The following is a 15746-nucleotide window of genomic DNA, read 5'->3' as shown; positions in this document are numbered from 1 at the left end:
ATTGGTAAACAATAGCAGCTGGAAGTTCTTTTGTGCTCAAAATAACTTCCAGCTTCCAGCTTTTACTTATTATCCGGAACAAAGTTCTTTCTTGCCAGTTCTTTCCTTACACGGCTTAAACTTTCAGGAGTAATACCTAGATAAGAAGCAATCATCCATTGAGGAACTCTAAGAAGCAAATCCGGATACATTTTAATAAATTTCATATACCTTTCCTCTGCCGTTTCTCCCAGTAAAGAATTGATCCTGTTTTGAAGACTTCTGATGTGTTTCTGAAGCAGAAAATCGCTACGCTCAATACTGTTCGGGAATTGTTCTACTAATTTATTGAAGAAATCAGGATGCAGAAACAAAACTTCAGAATCTTCTACTGCTTCTATATAATAATTGGATTTTTCATTGAAATAAAGGCTGCTTCGGTCAGAAATCAGCCAGCTTTCAGGAGCAAACTGTATAATATGCTCCTTTCCGTTTTTATCAATAGAGTACATTTTCAAGAGCCCTTTTTCTACAAAGAATATATGTCGGCATATTTCACCATACTGAAGAAGAAACTGATTTTTAGGAATCTTTTTTACTTCATAATGCAGGCTGCAAGTGTTCACATTTTGAAGAGGAACATTTAAAACTTTGGCTAAATAATTATTAATATTCTTCATTATACAATCTGGCTTAAAGAAATGTCCTGGTGCGAAGCGCTGTTAACGGGCTTTCCGTTTTCAATAACAATCAGCTGCGGACTTTCATGCCTTATCCCGAAATCCTCAGCAATTTTATTGGAAAGAGGCCGGTGAGCTAATAAATCAAGAAAATATACCTGTACCTCCTGATCAGAGTTCTCAACCTCCTTTTCAAAATTTCTCAATACAGTCTTGCTGATAAAACAGCTTGTTGAATGCTTGAATATTGCTATTTTATGCTGATAAGAACTTTCAATGGCTTTTTCCAGGTCTTCTTCAGACTTTATATTTTGCCAGAAAGATTTTTGATCAGAGGTTTCATTATTATTTCCACCGAATATTTTATCAAAAAAACTCATACATTAAATTGTTTTAAGTGATGATCTAGATGTTTATATTCTAAAAATTCCCAGTCTTTTTCAGTCATGTTTCCGAACAATCTGTGTCTATCAGGTAGTTTTCTGTTTTCACAGGCTTCCCGGAATTCCTTCAGCGTTTTCAGTAGATTGGTTTTTGATTCATCAAAATCACACTCAAAATTAACGATTAGTTTTTGAAAAGTAGGCATGTTTCTGGGAATTCCGTTATTGAAAACATACATTTCCAGTTTTGTAACGATTCCTATGGTCTCAAAGAGAAGATTAATAGGGGGAAGTTCAATTTTTCGCAGAGCGACCTGAAGAACTAGATCACAATGCGTTAGCATCTGGCAGACATCCATTTTTCCCCATTTTTTTTGGCTGTCTGCAGATAATCTGGAAATTCTGTCTGTAATTTCCTTATAATATATTGGATTATTAAGATGTTTCTTTACCAACCCTTTTCTTTCTTCAGATTTTCAATATGGGCAAAATGATGGTTACAGTGCCAGACATATAAAGCAAGATTATCCCTTAAATTATAATTTCTGTTATGCTCAGGATGATGGAAGGTTCTTTCAAACTGTTTATTGGTAAGACTTTTAAGAAGTGTTGTCCATCGTTGGTGAGTTCCTTTTAGTATTCTCATCGCTGGCTTTATCGGCATGTGAATGCTGTCTTGAAGTTCTGCCCATTTAGCTTCGTCATAAGGTTTGATGGTTGGGTTATCTTCGGTAAGCGCTAACTTAAAACGGATAAAACTGTTGCTATGGCTGTCAGCAATATGATTAACAAGCTGTCTCACTGTCCACCCTCCTTCCCTATAAGGGGTATCAAGCTGTTCATCTGTAAAATGTTCAATGAGATTCTTTAGTTTTCCGGGAAAGTCATTAATGGCTTTAATATAGGTGTCTAAAGTGGTATCACAGATATTTTCCGGTGCTTCGAACCGCCCTATTGGAAATTTTTTGTTCTCAAGATCATTCATAGTTCAGGTTTTTAACTTTTAATTATTGTTGGTTTGTCTAGTAATTCTGTTTTGGGCAAAATTTTACCCTATTCTGTAAATTTATTAAAATTCAATAAATTTGAATATGAAAAAAATGTTAATTGTAATGAATACAAAAAAGCTCCAACTGTGTGCAGTCGGAACTTTTTATTGTAATTTTATATTTTAGTAGCCATGCAGGTTAATTCCTTCCGTTCTTTCTAAAGGTACTTTCTTACCCATTTTCTTTTGAATGACTCTAAAATGCTGCAGCTCATCGTCTGTCAGAATATTAATGGCGGTTCCTTTTTCGTTGGCACGGCCTGTTCTACCAATTCGGTGAATGTAATCCAAAGGGGAACGCGGCAGTTCGTAATTGATAACACACGGCAGATAATCGATATGAATTCCACGCCCAATTAAGTCTGTAGCCACTAAAATTTGTGCTCCATTAGATTTAAATTCTTCTAAATTATTTCTTCGGGCACCCTGAGACTTCTGACTGTGAATGGCCACTGCCTTAATTTTATTCTTTTTAAGTTTTTCTACTAAATTATCAGCAGATCTGGTAGACGAAACAAATATCAAAGCTTTTTCAACTTTCTTTTCCTTAATCAGATATCGCAAAAAAGGCCCCTTATTTTCTGGAGAAACATGATAAGCAAACTGTTCAATATTATAAATCTCAACTTCTTCTTTTTTAATTTCAATAATGGTTGGATTAATAGATAAACGTTCTTTCATTTCAGCAATTTTATCATTTAAAGTTGCTGAGAATAAAGTTGTTTGTTTCACTACAGGCATCAGAGCAAAAAGCTTATTCATCTCCTCTCCAAAACCTAACTGAAACATCTTATCCGCTTCATCAACTACCAAATGCTGAATTTCTGAAATGCTCAGTGCATTATGGTCAATTAAATCCAATAAACGTCCTGGAGTCGCTATCAGGACTTCTACCCCAAACATTCCTTTCATCTGAGGGTTGATAGAAACTCCACCATAAACTGCCATGGTACGTATTTCACGTTTCAAATTTTCTGTAAATGCTCTGAAAACTTCGTCAATCTGAATAGCTAATTCACGAGTAGGAACCAATATTAAAACCTGAACATTACGATCTTTTTTAGCTTCTGTATTCTGTAACTTTTCTAAAATCGGCATTACAAAACAAGCTGTTTTTCCGGAACCTGTCTGTGCAATTCCCATAAGATCTTTTCCTTGCAGAATAACGGGTATTGCCTGTTCCTGAATTGGAAAAGGTTTCAAATACCCCAGTTTCTTAACAGACCGAATAATATTGTGTGATAATCCTAACGATTCAAATGACATAAAAACTATTTATTTGCTGCAAAGATACGCTAAAAGGCTGGAAGCTGGGTGATGGAAGAAGGAAGAAGGAAGTAATGATGATCAAAAAATAATGATACTTCTTTTAAAGATGACAGTTCGTCGTTGCATCACTAAAAGCAACTTCCATCTTCTTTCTTGCAGCTTCCCGCCTTTATTTTTTTTTGCCGATTTGTCCGATAATTCAGTTTTGGACAAATTTTTGCCAATTAGTTTTGTAAATTTATCAAAAATTCGAGAAATCAAAATATGAAAAAAGCATTAATAATAGTAGATGTACAGAATGATTTTTGTGAAGGTGGAGCATTAGCAGTACCAGGAGCCAATGAGATTATTCCTTATATCAATCTTCTGATGGAAGAAAATGAATATGACCAGATTATTTTAACTCAAGACTGGCACCCTGTAGGACATAAGAGCTTTGCAAGCAGTAACGGACGCAAGGTGGGAGAAAGCATTATCCTGAATGGTGTTCCGCAATTTATGTGGCCAGATCACTGTGTACAGGGAACTTTTGGGGCTGAATTCCATAAAGACTTAAACCAAACCAAGGTTACTCATATCATACAGAAAGGAAAGAATCTTGAAATTGATAGCTATAGCGGTTTTCAGGACAATAATCATTTCATGAAAACCGGTTTGGATGATTTCTTGAAATACCATGATATTCAGTTAGTGGAAATTGTAGGATTAGCAATGGATTATTGCGTGAAGTTCACAGCTCAGGATGCCGTAGCCAACGGATATATTACCTGTCTTCACTTCAACGGAACCAAAGCGGTAAATGTAAAACCTGATAATGGCAGAGATGCAATCTATGAAATGATTGAAAAAGGAGTAACCGTATTGGGATAAGATATTAATTGCGTACCTGAATAAATAAAAAAAACAGCACCAGTAACGGATGCTGTTTTTTTTGATATGAATATATTATTATTGATGAATGACATACTATTCACATCAATTAACAATATAAAAAGGCGCAGAAACTGATTTCTGCGCCTTTATTTTTTTATCTTAAAATGATCTATTTTAAAGCATTTTAAGGTTATTTACTTCCAGTTCTGTAAGGATTCTCCAGTGTCCTCTCTTGATGTTTTTCTTCGTTAATCCGGCAAACATTACTCTGTCTAAAGTTTCTACCTCGTATCCTAATCTTTGGAAAATTCTTCTGATAACACGGTTCCATCCGATGTGGATTTCAATTCCGATCTCATTTTTAGGCTTACCTTCAATGTATGAAATTTGGTCAACTACTGCTACCCCTTCATCAAGGCGGATTCCTTCTGCAATAAGACGTAAATCTTCAGCAGTCAGCTTCTTATCCAAGGTTACATGATAAATCTTCTTAGCATCAAAAGATGGATGCGTCAGTTTTTTAGTCATGTGCCCGTCATTAGTCAATAAGATAACCCCTGTCGTAGAACGGTCTAGTCTTCCTACTGGGAACAATCTGTAAGGAGAAGCATTTGCAACAAGATCCATTACTGTTTTTCTTGCTTTGTCATCCTTGGTAGTAGAAATATACCCTTTTGGTTTGTTAAGAAGAACATAAACTGGTTTTTCCGGTGTAATACTTTGTCCGTCAAAAACAACTCTGTCAGTTTTCTGTACCTGATATCCCATTTCATTGACTACCTTTCCGTTTACCTCTACAAGCCCTTGTGTGATAAGCTCATCAGCCTCTCTCCTGCTGCAGATTCCGGAATTAGCAATATACTTATTAAGACGAATGCTGTCTTTATGAACATCTTTTTCGATTTTATTCAATCTTCTCTTTTGTACAAAAGATCTTGTCTTATCCTCACTTCTATCATCTCCATTAGATGGTCTCCTACCATATTTTAAGCTACCTCTTTCGTATTTATCTCTGGCATCGAAGCTTTTTCCACCTCTCTTAGGTTTTCCAAAAGATTTCTTTTCGTAGCTTTCGCTTTTATTCGTGATATAGGCCCTACTTTCAGATTTTGGTTCAGAATCATCACTAGAGCTATTGAAGCTCCCGGTATTTTTCTTGAAGGGTTTCTTTTCAAATCTTGAGTTGGAGCCTGAATGCTCGGGACCTTTTCTTCCACCATCTTTAGAAAAAGGTTTTTTAAAAGGTTTTGATCCTGAAGAATTTCCAGATCTGGAAGCACGAGAATCATCAGAACTTTTCTTGGTTGAAATTCTTGGTCTCTTTGGTCTGTCTGAATTATTATTATCTCTGCTCATTCTAAAAATTTCTGCAAAGATAGTAATTTAGTTACGAGTTAAAAATTTAGAATCATAACTTTGCAGTATAGTTTACATTTTAACCTTACATATTTTCGAAAATGATAACAATATTAAACGATAATTTTTCTCAGCTCAATACCTTTCTTCACGAGAATACATTCAGTAAAATTTTTATTTTGGTGGATGAAAATACTCATGAATACTGCCTTCCTGTTCTTTTAGGCAATATGGAAACAGATCTTGGGTTTGAAATCCTGGAGATCGAAGCTGGAGAAGAAATGAAGAATATCCAGACAGCCAATCAGCTTTGGGAAATTCTTACAGAAATGCAGGCAGACAGAAAAGCATTGGTTATTAACCTGGGGGGCGGTGTCATTACAGATATGGGTGGTTTTGTAGCCTCTACCTATAAAAGAGGAATTAAGTTCATTAATATTCCTACTACCCTTTTATCTATGTGTGATGCCTCTATTGGCGGGAAAACAGGAATTGATCTGATGCATTATAAAAATATGGTGGGAACATTCGCTTTCCCGGAACAGATTTTTATTTATCCTAAATTTTTAGAAACACTCCCTTTTAAAGAATTAAGAAGTGGATTTGCTGAAATGCTGAAACACGGCCTTATTGCAGATAAAGCTCACTGGAATCAGCTGATTCAGCTTCATAAGCTTGATGTGGAAGCTGTAACCCCCTACATCCAGAATTCTATGGATATTAAACAGGACGTTGTAGAAAAGGACTTCCATGAAAGCAATATCAGAAAAACCCTGAATTTCGGACATACAATAGGCCATGCAGTGGAAAGTTTGTGTTTACAGCAGGAAAACCCTATTCTTCATGGTGAAGCTGTTGCCATGGGAATGATCTGTGAAGCCCATCTGGCATATCTTGAAAACCTTATTTCAGAGGAAGATTCAAAAACAATCATTGAAAACATCCAGAGGTATTATCCTTATTTAGATATCAGTGATTTTAAAGATGAAGATATTACAGCATTGCTTTTAAATGATAAAAAGAATGTGGACAGTAAAATTAACTTCTCTTTGCTTACCGGTATTGGTGAATGTAATTATGATTATCAATGCAGCCAAAAAAATATCATTGAATCATTATCTTTTTACAGAAAATTGAATGATGCGTAACCAATTTTAGTGAATTATTCTATTTTTCAAATGATTATTTTGACAAAATTGTCAATTTAGATCATTTCTAAACAAATGTTTAATTAGTTTATTAATCAACTGTAAATCAATATAATAAAAATAAAACCACTTGCTTTTCAGGTGGTTTTGTTATTGATTTCATCCTGAAAATTATTTTTTGGCAAGCAATTTGAAAGATCTTCAGCGTTCAACAGAAATGTGAACAAGTAGTAAAATTTAAAATTAAGAAAGAGTAAAAATTAAAAATTTAAAGTTATGAAAAAGTTAATTTTAGGATTAGCAGTAACTGCAGGAACATTAGCGTTCGCTCAACAAAAAACTTCTTCTAGCCCTGTATCATTTGGGGTAAAAGGAGGAATGAACGTTTCTTCACTTTCAAAAAATAACAGTCTGGATGATCAGAAATCTAAAATCGGATTCAATGCTGGTGTATTTGCCAACATCCCGGTAGCCTCTTCATTCAGCATTCAGCCAGAAGTATTGTACTCTCAGTATGGAGAGAAGTCTGATTATAAGTTAAACAACAGTACAACCATCTCGAATTCTACTAAGTTAGATTATATTACAGTACCGGTAATGTTCCAGTACAATGCACTTCCTAACCTTTATTTAGAAGCTGGACCTGAGTTCGGATTCATGGTAAGTGCTAAGAACAAAGTGAAAAATGAATCTACAGGTCAGTCTTCTACAACAGACAACTATAAAGATAACCTGAATACATTTAACTTTGGTGTTGGTTTAGGAGCAGGATACTACTTCACTCCAAACTTTGGGATTACAGCGAGATATGTTGCCGGTTTAACGGATATTGCAAAAGACAGACCTAGCGGATCTGATGCCATTAGAAACAACGTATTCCAGGTAGGATTAGCTTATAAATTCAATTAAGCTTCTTAACATTCAGTAACAAATTTTTATATTCAATAAAAGATCAGGTTAAATTTTAATCTGGTCTTTTTTATTATAATTCTTAAATTATGTTAATGAAATATAGTTATTTTTCTATAGAATAAATGTAAAGTTATATCTTTAATACCCTATTACAAAGATAAATAATACCATTTCGTTTTTTTGGCACACAATTTGATTATAAAGAAATTGTTAAACAAAACTTAAAAACTATTAAATAAAAACTTATGAAAAAGATTCTTTTTGGTCTTGCATTAGTAGCAGGAACTTTCTCTTTTGCACAAAAAACTTCTAATAATACAGCTAATACAGCTTCATCTTCTCCAGTGAGATTTGGATTGAAAGCAGGTCTTAATGTTTCTAGCTTTACTGATAGTGACTCAAAGTCAAAAGCTGGTTTCTATGGTGGAGTATTTGCTAACATTCCAGTAGCTCAGGATTTCTCTGTTCAGCCGGAAGTATTATACAGTGGTATGGGAGCAAAATATAAAGGAAATAGTGATCTTAAAGCTAATTTAGATTATATCGCAGTACCTGTAATGTTCCAGTACAATGCACTTCCTAACCTATATTTAGAAGCAGGACCTCAATTCGGTTTCTTAATAAGTGCAAAAGCTAAATATAATTCTAACTCTGTAGATATCAAAGACGGATTGAAAACTTTTGACTTCGGACTAGGTCTTGGTGCTGGTTATTACTTCACTCAGAACATTGGTGTTAATGTAAGATATGTAGCAGGATTGACAGATATCAATAAAGACAAAGTTAGCGGTTCAGACTCTAACAAGAATGGAGCTTTCCAAGTTGGTTTAGCTTATAAATTCTAAGCCTAACACTTAGCTTTAATAACAAACTTTTATAACCGGATTATTTATGTAATCCGGTTTTTTTATATCTAAATCTTTATTTAATTTTTTTGGCAAGAAATTTGTGTATAGAGTATTAATTATATCAGTTTTAAGAGGATCTTTAAGATACAATTTTTACTTTATGCTTTCAGGATGAAAGGGTAATTTAAAAATGATAGTACATATTGGTTTAAAACAGAGAAATAGATAACGGAAATACAAACTATATTTCCATACTAAATAGAATACATTTTGATTTCAATAGAAAAAGCCAGGTTTACTTGTTAAATCTGACTTTTTCGCTTTTATATGACTTTTATCAATTTTATCTCTTTGGCGGGAATTTTGATGCAGTGTGAAATGAAAATTTAAATTAATAATCATGAAAAAATTATTCATAGGAGTGGCTTTTGCAGGAAGCCTTTTCATTAATGCGCAGGAAAAAACTAAGTCATCTTCACCTATTACTTTCGGAGTTAAAGCAGGACTTAATGCTTCTACAATTTCCCGTAGTGATGATAGGTATTATGAGTCTGGGGATCATAACGATGAGGATAAGCTAAAAGTCGGTTTTCAAGCAGGGGTTTTTGTTAACATCCCGGTGGCAGAAAAATTCAGCATTCAGCCCGAACTTCTTTTTAGCCAACTAGGTTCAAAAGTTGAAGAAACATATAGCTATTATAGTTCTAATTACGGCTTTAAAAGTAATTTTGAATATAAGGCAAATTTAAATTACCTTACCCTTCCGGTTATGGTTCAGTACAATATCCTTCCCCAGCTTTATGTAGAAGCAGGTCCTGAATTTGGATATCTATTAGGAGGCAAAATAAAAGGGGATGATACAAGGACCACAATAAAAGGAAATTCTACCACTATTTCTAAAGAAAGCTATTCTGAAGACTTACCAATGGATCTTTACAGAAGATTCAATTTTGGTATTGGCATTGGTGCAGGATATTACTTCACTCAAAACTTTGGAGTAACAGCAAGATTTACAGCAGGAATTTCGAATATTATGAAAGAAACTGATTATAAAATGAGAAACAATGCCTTTCAGGTGGGTGTAGCATATAAATTCAAATAGATATTTATTATTTTTCGATGTAGGCCAGGTATTTTTAATGCCTGGCTTTTTGTTTTTTGGAGACAGACTATTTTTTTATCATTAGAAAATATAATTATTTACCAATTAAGATATATTTCCATATAGGATAAATTTAACATAAAATTTATCACAAATATTCCATATGTATTGAAATATTTTATATAAACAAAAGATAATACTTCTTTTTTTTAATTGCAAAACCTCTCAAAAACAGCTGTATATCTATGTTTTTTAAGTTTGGCAAGCATTTTGCAAAATAAACCGCGAATGGTTGAAAGACCATCAAGTAGTAAAAATTAAAAAATAAAAATTATGAAGAAGTTATTTTTAGGTCTGGCATTAACTGCCGGTACATTAGCCTTTGCTCAGGAATCAACAACTGTAAATACATCACCTCTTAAAAAAGACGTTCAACCAGTAAGATTCGGTATTAAAGCCGGAGGAAACTCAGCGTATTTCAGCGAGCAAAAATTCGGAATGAACAGCCAAAAATTAGGTTTCCATGCCGGAGCTTTTGTAAACATTCCTATCTCTAAACAATTCAGCTTTCAACCGGAGGTTCTATATAACCAAATGGGAGCAAGAGATGTAGCCTATTCAACAGAAACTACTACAGGAGCAACTACTGTAAAAACTAAAGGAGAAAGTAAAGTAACAATGAACTATATTTCAGTTCCTTTAATGGTTCAGATGCGACCTACGGACAAATTCTATATTGAAGCAGGTCCTGAATTCAGTTATTTTATCAACGGAAAAACTAAAGGGGAAGCTACTGTAGCAAGTACCACAGGAGGAATAACTACAACAACAAGCAGCTCTCAATCTGATGACCTTAATAAAGATGCTATCAACAGATTCAACTTTGGTCTAGGTCTAGGTTTAGGATATGATATTACCAACAATATCGGAATCAGTGCAAGATATACGAACAGCTTGACAAAGATTGAGAAAAGCAGACCAGCTGCTGAAAATAACAACAGAGTTTTCCAATTAGGTCTGAACTACAAGTTCTAATCAATAATAAACCAATTTTTTAACTCCAGATGCAGATTTCTGCATCGCATAAAATAGCCGGAAGAATTTCTTCCGGCTATTTATATTTTAGCAAAGAACCAATTATTGAAATATTCTGGGATCATCGCTAATCACCCCGTCTATTCCCATGTTTTTTAATTCCTGTAATCTTTCTTTTGTATTAACGGTCCAAGGGATTACTTTCATTCCTAATGCATGACATTCCTGTACGAGTTCCGGGGTTACTAACCTATGGTCCGGGCTATAAATGGTTGGAGTAAAGCTTAGAAATTTCATATCTCCTGCTACTCCATTTAAATGGTTGGGGTATAGTTTAAATTTCTCTAAGGGAATATTTTTAAAATAATACTGTTGTTGGGCTAATTTCTTATCGTCAACCTTTTCTACAAGTAAAGCTGTCATTATTTTAGGGTATTCTTTATGAATGATCTCAAGCGTTCTGGGATCAAAGGACTGAATAATAACTCTATCCTGAATTCCTTTTTCCATAATAATCTTCATCATCAGGTCTACAAATTCTTTAGGCTCCGGATGAAAAATATTGTCCGAGAATGGGCGAGTTTTGGTTTCTATATTATAATAAGGTAAGGGTCTTTTCAATTCACGGGAATAAGATTCACATGTATCTATGATATCTGAAAAAAGAGGTTTCTGCACCTTCATTTTCTTTTGATCCGGGTAATTGTCGAGCTTCTTTTGTCCTACGTCAAATGTCTGAATTTTAGCATAAGGCATTTCGTATATTTTGTAGTAGAAACCGGAGTCTTTCGGAATATAAGTTCCATCCGGCTTGGTGATTAATTCTGGTGAAAGAAAAGCATCATGAGAAAGAATTACTTTTTTATCCTTTGTGATGGCCAGATCCATTTCTAGGGTCGTGACATTCATTTTTAAAGCATTTTTCATAGCCGGGATTGTATTCTCCGGATATAGAGACTTCCCTCCACGATGAGCCTGATTATCGAAAGACTGTGCTGAATATAATTGTGAGGCAATAAGAAATATGCCTGATAAAAATACGTTCTTCATACTCCTGAATTTTAATCTGATAAAATTAAAGCTTACGTGTGTACTGTATAATACCGGAATATTAAGGTTATGCTACATTTAATGGTAGTTGGGTATGAATAGGGAGAAGTTTTTGAGATTACACAGAATGACATACTGTAACAAAAAAGAGTCAGGCTATAAATACCTGACTCTCTCTGTTTTTATGTAAGAAATATTAATTAAATAATACTGCTTCTTCTCCTTTTCCTACTGGATATTCTTCTGTGAAGCATCCAAAGCAATGATTAGAAGATCCTAAAATTGCTTTCAGATTGTCTATGCTTAAAAACTCTAAGGAATCTACTCCTAAGTAATTTTTAAGTTCTTCTGTAGTCATGTTCGCCGAAATCAGATCATCTTTAGACGGAGTATCAATTCCCAGATAGCATGGAGCAATAATTGGAGGAGAAACACTTCTGAAGTGAATTTCTTTTACTCCAGCATCTTTAAGAATTTTAACCAATCTCTTAGAGGTTGTTCCACGAACGATAGAGTCATCAATGATCACTACCCTCTTATCTTTCATTTCTGAAATAATCGGGTTAAGCTTAAGGTTCACTACCCTTTCTCTCATCTCCTGTGTTGGAACAATGAAACTTCTTCCAATATATCTGTTTTTAATCAAAACAGGACGGAACGGTATTCCTGAAGCTTTTGAGAATCCAATGGCAGCAGGAACTCCGGAATCCGGAACACCAATAACCAAATCAGCCTCTACAGGAGCCTGATCCCAGATCTTCTCCCCTGATTTCTCTCTGATCTCATACACATTGATGTTTTCTAAGGTAGAATCAGGTCTTGCAAAGTAGATGTATTCAAAAGAGCAGATTCTCTGTTTTCCTTTAGCTTCATCCATCATATAAGAATGAAGTTTTCCAGGCTCATTTTCATTGGTGTAAATGATCTCTCCAGGGAGAATATCACGTACATACTGAGCTCCTACAGCATCTAATGCTACAGATTCAGAGGCAACTACATAAGAATTTTCATTAATAGCTCCTAAAACTAATGGACGAATCCCATTGAAGTCTCTGAAAGCAAAGAACTTATTTCTTGTCATTCCCACTACGGAATATGCCCCTTCAATTTTCTCCATAGTAGCTTTAATGGCTCCACGAAGTCCTAAATCAAGGTTTTTCTGAATTAATCTAAGGATCACCTCAGAATCTGAAGTTGCTCTGAAAACTACGCCTTCAGCTTCTAATTCATTTTTTAATTCTCTTGCATTGGTAAGGTTACCGTTGTGCGCTATAGAAAGTATAATCTGGTCATATTCGTTTTTCGCGAAAAATGGCTGGAAGTTATATTTCTTTTTATCTCCTGCAGTGGTATAACGAGTATGCCCAATTGCAGAATTTCCCATAAAAGCTTCAGGTTCCTGAATGTCTTTATAAACGTCTAAAACCAATCCTTCATCTTTCATGTTGGTAATTTTTCCGTCTTTTAAAACGGAGATACCACAAGCTTCCTGACCTCTGTGTTGCAGCGCAAAAAGCCCAAATTGTGAAAGAGAAAATGTATCCAGATCTTCATCCGAATAGAGTCCGAAGATTCCGCATTCTTCATTAGGAGCATCTAGCCTTTCCTCTTCCTGAGTTCTGAAAAGATTTCTCCCGTAGACTTGGTTTTCAAACTGTTTTAAATATTCACTTTTATGAATGTCTAAACTTTTCATTTCTATTTTTTCTAATTGTAGATCTTAGAAGTCAGATTTCAGATCTCAGACTAAAAGCTAACTTCAAATTTTAATTTTGTTTTAACTAACAAAGTTATTTTCAGTACCAACATCTGATATCTGAAATCTGGTATCTGAAATCTTATTTCTCTAAAAGATTTTTAAGACGGTTGTAGATCTCAACATATGCCTCAGTTACTTCTCCTAAGTCTCTTCTGAATCTGTCTTTGTCAAGCTTCTTCATCGTATCTTTATCCCAAAGTCTGCAAGTATCAGGAGAAATTTCGTCAGCAAGGATAATCTCACCTGTAGACGTTTTTCCTAATTCGATTTTGAAGTCTACAAGAATAATGTTGATCTTGTCAAACAGCTCAATAAGGATATCATTAATGTCTGAAGATAGTTCATACATTTCATCAAGTTCTTCATACGTAGCAGCACCTAAGAAAACAGCATGGTGATCGTTGATAAGCGGATCTCCCAATTCGTCTTTTTTATAACAGATATCGAAGATGGTTACCGGAGACTTAATTCCTTCTTCCACTCCTAATCTTTGTGCCATACTTCCCGCAGAGTAGTTTCTTACTACCATTTCCAAAGGAATGATAGAAACTTTTTTTACCAACTGCTCTCTCTCGTCTAGTTTTTTAATGAAATGAGTTTTGATCCCTTTTTCATTTAAATATTCAAAAATAAGAGTGGTAATGGCGTTGTTCATTTCCCCTTTCAGGTCAACCTGCCCTTTCTTTTGAGCATTAAATGCTGTAGCATCGTCTTTGAAACGTACTACTACTTCATCAGGATTATCGGTAGCAAATACCTGTTTCGCTTTTCCCTCGTACAACATTTCTTTCTTTTGACTCATAATTTTACTTTCTAAATTGTAGTTAGATTTATTGATTTATTTAATTATTATTCCTGTTAAGACAGCCAGTCCAAAACTCAACAATGTACCAATTAATACATATTCTGTAAGTTTTCTCTGTTTTGCCTGTGCAAGGTCGCTGAATCTGAAAACAGATTTGGCAGCCACCATGAAACCTACGCCTTCCCAGTGATTCACCATGATAAAGGTAAATACCAGCAGACGTTCTAAAATTCCGATATATTTTCCGGCACTTGATAAAGATTCGGTTTGAATAGAGTTAGGACCATCCGGAGCAGGTGTCCAGGATGATAAAAGGAGTTTGATAAAAATAGAAGCCGGCGTTGTAAGAAACAAAGCTGCCATTAGTATTTTTAAAAATTCCTGATTTTGTAAAAAGCTGAAATTAAATTCACTGAAATAAAAAGATACTCCTGCAATTACCAATATATGCAACAGCTGATCGATGAAAAACCATCTTTTTTTCGTTTTTATAGTCTGAAAACTAAGTTTGGCGGCATCAATAATAAAATGAGTAACACCCACTAAAACAGCCACCCACCAAAGCTGCAGATCCCAAAGGAAAATGAAGCTTAAAATAGTGTGAATCAGAATGTGGAAGTATAAAAATTTACTTTTTAGTTTATAGTTCTCCTTATCAGCAACCCATGAATTTGGCTGAAGTATAAAATCTCCGAGTAGATGTGCCAATATGAGTTTGATAAAGATCATGCTTATAGTTCGGATATTTTCTTTCTGAAATACTGATTGGTTTCCACGATGAGCTCATAGTTGGCTCGTTTCAGTCTCTGGCTGATAGAAGACTGTGATATAGCAAATCTTTTGGCAAGATCTTCCTGTGTGATATCCTGATTCATGATCATTTCATGAATGATTTCGGATGTTGCCATAGTCCAATTATCAAAATCCTTAGATGACCATTTCAATAAAATATTAAGATCCCTGTCAACGGAATCGTTTGATGTTTTTATGGCAACGGTGTGCCCGTCATTCTTCAGATCATTCAAAAGTCGTCCGGAATTTACATAAGCAGTACCATTAGATTCGGTAATCTTTTCAGAAGAAAAACTTTCTTCCCCTATGCCTATGGCCATTCTTACATCCAGATTTTCCTGGCTTTTTATAAGAGATTTTATGGCTAGAAAATGCCAGAAAACAGAATCAATACTGCATTTGAACTGAAACTCATCTCCCCTGTAGATTTCCCATGTGCCGGGAGCGCTTCCCCAGATTTCGAGAAGATTTTTAAGCTTGGTAATCCAAACTTCAGTGTCTGCATGCTGTGAATTTATAATATCACCGGTAATGACCGCTATCATACTGCAAATATAAGCATAATTACTTATAAATAAAAAATATAAGCGCAAACACTTATAGATATTGATTATTAGCGAATCTACTTATATCGATTATATCGTAAACATAAGGTTTTTAAGGCTTTAAATGAAATCAGAAAATTGTAAAAAGATTAAATAAAATAA

At 34.5% G+C, this 15746-nt stretch carries 17 protein-coding genes; 6 read left to right on the top strand and 11 right to left on the bottom strand.

Translation table 11 applies throughout. The annotated features are described in order from the left end of the window. Nucleotides 1-62 precede the first annotated feature (62 nt). The 5 genes from CHSO_RS13190 to CHSO_RS13170 all read right to left on the bottom strand — a co-directional run bounded on the left by CHSO_RS13190 (nucleotide 63) and on the right by CHSO_RS13170 (nucleotide 3356). Nucleotides 63-659, bottom strand: coding sequence for a Crp/Fnr family transcriptional regulator (locus tag CHSO_RS13190; RefSeq protein WP_045496653.1), 597 nt, complete (start codon nucleotides 657-659; stop codon nucleotides 63-65). Further along, nucleotides 659-1039 (bottom strand): bacillithiol system redox-active protein YtxJ, encoded by a 381-nt coding sequence (gene ytxJ / locus CHSO_RS13185; protein ID WP_045496650.1) that lies wholly within the window; start codon nucleotides 1037-1039, stop codon nucleotides 659-661. The genes CHSO_RS13190 and ytxJ overlap by 1 nt, the downstream gene beginning before the upstream one ends. Then, nucleotides 1036-1497 (bottom strand): DUF1569 domain-containing protein, encoded by a 462-nt coding sequence (locus CHSO_RS13180; protein ID WP_232509063.1) that lies wholly within the window; start codon nucleotides 1495-1497, stop codon nucleotides 1036-1038. The genes ytxJ and CHSO_RS13180 overlap by 4 nt, the downstream gene beginning before the upstream one ends. Further along, on the bottom strand, nucleotides 1491-2027 hold the full coding sequence (locus CHSO_RS13175; RefSeq protein ID WP_045496647.1) for a YfiT family bacillithiol transferase: 537 nt from the start codon (nucleotides 2025-2027) through the stop codon (nucleotides 1491-1493). Before CHSO_RS13175 ends, CHSO_RS13180 begins: the two co-directional genes overlap by 7 nt. A 186-nt stretch (nucleotides 2028-2213) precedes the next feature. Then, nucleotides 2214-3356 (bottom strand): DEAD/DEAH box helicase, encoded by a 1143-nt coding sequence (locus CHSO_RS13170; RefSeq protein WP_045496644.1) that lies wholly within the window; start codon nucleotides 3354-3356, stop codon nucleotides 2214-2216. Between the two features lie 267 nt (nucleotides 3357-3623). Here CHSO_RS13170 and pncA point away from each other — a divergent pair, with 267 nt between their 5' ends. Next, nucleotides 3624-4229: a bifunctional nicotinamidase/pyrazinamidase gene (gene pncA, locus CHSO_RS13160; protein WP_045496638.1), complete on the top strand. Its 606-nt coding sequence runs from the start codon at nucleotides 3624-3626 to the stop codon at nucleotides 4227-4229. A gap of 177 nt (nucleotides 4230-4406) precedes the next feature. Here pncA and CHSO_RS13155 read toward each other — a convergent pair whose 3' ends face one another. Further along, nucleotides 4407-5588, bottom strand: a complete 1182-nt coding sequence (locus CHSO_RS13155; RefSeq protein WP_144428923.1) for a pseudouridine synthase — start codon at nucleotides 5586-5588, stop codon at nucleotides 4407-4409. Between the two features lie 101 nt (nucleotides 5589-5689). Here CHSO_RS13155 and aroB point away from each other — a divergent pair, with 101 nt between their 5' ends. The 5 genes from aroB (at nucleotide 5690) to CHSO_RS13130 (ending at nucleotide 10633) form a co-directional block, all read left to right on the top strand. Continuing rightward, nucleotides 5690-6736 (top strand): 3-dehydroquinate synthase, encoded by a 1047-nt coding sequence (gene aroB / locus CHSO_RS13150; RefSeq protein ID WP_045496635.1) that lies wholly within the window; start codon nucleotides 5690-5692, stop codon nucleotides 6734-6736. Between the two features lie 276 nt (nucleotides 6737-7012). Beyond that, nucleotides 7013-7645 (top strand): porin family protein, encoded by a 633-nt coding sequence (locus CHSO_RS13145; RefSeq protein ID WP_045496632.1) that lies wholly within the window; start codon nucleotides 7013-7015, stop codon nucleotides 7643-7645. A 248-nt stretch (nucleotides 7646-7893) separates the two neighbouring features. Continuing rightward, entirely contained in the window at nucleotides 7894-8493 is a 600-nt protein-coding gene (locus tag CHSO_RS13140) for a porin family protein (protein ID WP_045496629.1), read from the top strand. Between the two features lie 403 nt (nucleotides 8494-8896). Next, nucleotides 8897-9598 carry a porin family protein gene (locus CHSO_RS13135; protein ID WP_045496626.1) on the top strand — a complete coding sequence of 234 codons (702 nt, stop codon included), beginning with the start codon at nucleotides 8897-8899 and terminating at the stop codon, nucleotides 9596-9598. A 333-nt stretch (nucleotides 9599-9931) separates the two neighbouring features. Further along, on the top strand, nucleotides 9932-10633 hold the full coding sequence (locus CHSO_RS13130; protein WP_045496623.1) for a porin family protein: 702 nt from the start codon (nucleotides 9932-9934) through the stop codon (nucleotides 10631-10633). Nucleotides 10634-10735: 102 nt separating this feature from the next. Here the strand turns inward: CHSO_RS13130 and CHSO_RS13125 are convergent, their stop codons facing one another. The 5 genes from CHSO_RS13125 to CHSO_RS13105 form a co-directional block, all read right to left on the bottom strand. Then, a complete protein-coding gene (locus CHSO_RS13125; RefSeq protein WP_045496621.1) occupies nucleotides 10736-11683 on the bottom strand; it encodes a glycerophosphodiester phosphodiesterase family protein in 948 nt (315 codons plus the stop codon). Between the two features lie 196 nt (nucleotides 11684-11879). Further along, nucleotides 11880-13379, bottom strand: a complete 1500-nt coding sequence (purF, locus tag CHSO_RS13120) for an amidophosphoribosyltransferase (RefSeq protein WP_045496618.1) — start codon at nucleotides 13377-13379, stop codon at nucleotides 11880-11882. A gap of 142 nt (nucleotides 13380-13521) precedes the next feature. After that, nucleotides 13522-14244: a phosphoribosylaminoimidazolesuccinocarboxamide synthase gene (gene purC / locus CHSO_RS13115; protein WP_045496615.1), complete on the bottom strand. Its 723-nt coding sequence runs from the start codon at nucleotides 14242-14244 to the stop codon at nucleotides 13522-13524. A gap of 36 nt (nucleotides 14245-14280) precedes the next feature. After that, nucleotides 14281-14976, bottom strand: coding sequence for a DUF3307 domain-containing protein (locus CHSO_RS13110; protein ID WP_045496613.1), 696 nt, complete (start codon nucleotides 14974-14976; stop codon nucleotides 14281-14283). A gap of 2 nt (nucleotides 14977-14978) precedes the next feature. Further along, the gene (locus CHSO_RS13105; protein WP_045496611.1) at nucleotides 14979-15584 is read right to left on the bottom strand and encodes a SatD family protein; all 606 of its coding nucleotides are present in this window, start codon (nucleotides 15582-15584) and stop codon (nucleotides 14979-14981) included. Between the last annotated feature and the right edge of the window lie 162 nt (nucleotides 15585-15746).

The sequence above is a fragment of the Chryseobacterium sp. StRB126 genome, from assembly GCF_000829375.1.
Lineage (GTDB): Bacteria > Bacteroidota > Bacteroidia > Flavobacteriales > Weeksellaceae > Chryseobacterium.
The sequence above is the reverse complement of the archived record's forward strand: the minus strand, read 5'-3'. Positions and strand labels throughout refer to the sequence as shown.

Excerpts from the sequence above, each read along its gene's own strand:
- purF (WP_045496618.1), bottom strand. The coding sequence starts at position 13,379 with ATGAAAAGTTTAGACATTCATAAAAGTGAATATTTAAAACAGTTTGAA.
- purC (WP_045496615.1), bottom strand. The coding sequence starts at position 14,244 with ATGAGTCAAAAGAAAGAAATGTTGTACGAGGGAAAAGCGAAACAGGTA.
- CHSO_RS13175 (WP_045496647.1), bottom strand. The coding sequence starts at position 2,027 with ATGAATGATCTTGAGAACAAAAAATTTCCAATAGGGCGGTTCGAAGCA.
- CHSO_RS13140 (WP_045496629.1), top strand. The coding sequence starts at position 7,894 with ATGAAAAAGATTCTTTTTGGTCTTGCATTAGTAGCAGGAACTTTCTCT.
- CHSO_RS13145 (WP_045496632.1), top strand. The coding sequence starts at position 7,013 with ATGAAAAAGTTAATTTTAGGATTAGCAGTAACTGCAGGAACATTAGCG.
- CHSO_RS13110 (WP_045496613.1), bottom strand. The coding sequence starts at position 14,976 with ATGATCTTTATCAAACTCATATTGGCACATCTACTCGGAGATTTTATA.
- aroB (WP_045496635.1), top strand. The coding sequence starts at position 5,690 with ATGATAACAATATTAAACGATAATTTTTCTCAGCTCAATACCTTTCTT.
- ytxJ (WP_045496650.1), bottom strand. The coding sequence starts at position 1,039 with ATGAGTTTTTTTGATAAAATATTCGGTGGAAATAATAATGAAACCTCT.
- pncA (WP_045496638.1), top strand. The coding sequence starts at position 3,624 with ATGAAAAAAGCATTAATAATAGTAGATGTACAGAATGATTTTTGTGAA.
- CHSO_RS13190 (WP_045496653.1), bottom strand. The coding sequence starts at position 659 with ATGAAGAATATTAATAATTATTTAGCCAAAGTTTTAAATGTTCCTCTT.
- CHSO_RS13135 (WP_045496626.1), top strand. The coding sequence starts at position 8,897 with ATGAAAAAATTATTCATAGGAGTGGCTTTTGCAGGAAGCCTTTTCATT.
- CHSO_RS13125 (WP_045496621.1), bottom strand. The coding sequence starts at position 11,683 with ATGAAGAACGTATTTTTATCAGGCATATTTCTTATTGCCTCACAATTA.
- CHSO_RS13105 (WP_045496611.1), bottom strand. The coding sequence starts at position 15,584 with ATGATAGCGGTCATTACCGGTGATATTATAAATTCACAGCATGCAGAC.
- CHSO_RS13155 (WP_144428923.1), bottom strand. The coding sequence starts at position 5,588 with ATGAGCAGAGATAATAATAATTCAGACAGACCAAAGAGACCAAGAATT.
- CHSO_RS13170 (WP_045496644.1), bottom strand. The coding sequence starts at position 3,356 with ATGTCATTTGAATCGTTAGGATTATCACACAATATTATTCGGTCTGTT.
- CHSO_RS13130 (WP_045496623.1), top strand. The coding sequence starts at position 9,932 with ATGAAGAAGTTATTTTTAGGTCTGGCATTAACTGCCGGTACATTAGCC.